The sequence below is a fragment of the Alicyclobacillus sp. CIJ1 genome, from assembly GCF_057538885.1.
This window is the reverse complement of record NZ_BAAJPH010000121.1, coordinates 1-1059: the sequence shown is the minus strand read 5'-3', so window position 1 is coordinate 1059 and position 1059 is coordinate 1. Positions and strand designations below refer to the sequence as shown.

The 1059-nt window shown below is 61.3% G+C and carries 1 protein-coding gene; it reads left to right on the top strand.

Going from position 1 to position 1059, the window contains the following annotated elements; genetic code table 11:
• Positions 1-1059: substrate-binding domain-containing protein (locus AC27E8_RS10790; protein ID WP_487097684.1), on the top strand; the 1059-nt coding region annotated here is incomplete at both ends.

The following is a 1059-nucleotide window of genomic DNA, read 5'->3' as shown; positions in this document are numbered from 1 at the left end:
ACGTCATGGTCAAAGAGCAAATCCGGGAGTGGATCCGCACGGGGAAGGTGAAACCCGGGCAGAAGATCTACTCGGAAAATGAACTCATCAAGATGTTCCGCGTCAGCCGGCATACCATCCGGCAGGCGGTGGGAGACCTCGTGCACGAAGGGCTTTTGTACCGGGAACAGGGGGCCGGGACGTTCTGCGCCTTTCCGCAGGAGGAGCGGGTGTCGGGGGAGAGCCAGGAAGCGCGCAGGTACATCGGCGTGATCACGACGTACATCTCGGACTACATCTTTCCAACCATCATCCGCGGCATTGAGTCGTACGTGACGAACAAGGGGTATTCGCTGATTCTGGCGTGCACGTACAACAACCTGTCGAAAGAGGCGCAGTGCCTCGAGTCGATGTTGCAGCGTCCGATTGCGGGGCTGATCGTGGAGCCGACGGAGTCGAGCACGTACAATCCGAACATCCGGTACTACCTGGAGTTGGAGCAGCGAAAGATCCCGTATGTGATGATCAACCAGTACTATCCGCAGCTGGATCCGCCGCACATCATCATGGACGACAAGAAGGGCGGCTGGATGGCGACGCACCACCTCTTGGAGCTTGGGCATCGGAAGCTGATGGGGATCTTCAAGACGGACGACTTGCAGGGCGTGTACCGGATGCAGGGGTTCATGGACGCGTGCCGGGAGGCAGGGGTGTCGGTGAAGCCGGAGTGGCTCATCACATACCGGACGGAGGAGCTGGGCGAGGAAGTTGTGCGTCGGGTGCGGGCGGAGCTGGAGCGCGAGGAAGAGCGGCCGACGGGGATTGTGTGTTACAACGACCAGTTGGCGGTGAAGGTGCTGGACGTGCTGCGGGAGCTTGGGATCCGGGTGCCGGAGGAGATGTCGCTGGTGGGGTACGACGACTCGTACCTAGCGGAGGCGACGGAGATCAAGCTAACGACGGTGGAGCACCCGAAGACGCAGATGGGGCTGGACGCGGCGAAGTGGGTGATGCGTGCCATTGAGCGCGGGAAGCGCGACGCTGAGGAACCAGGGTCCATCGTGTACGAGCCCAAGCTGG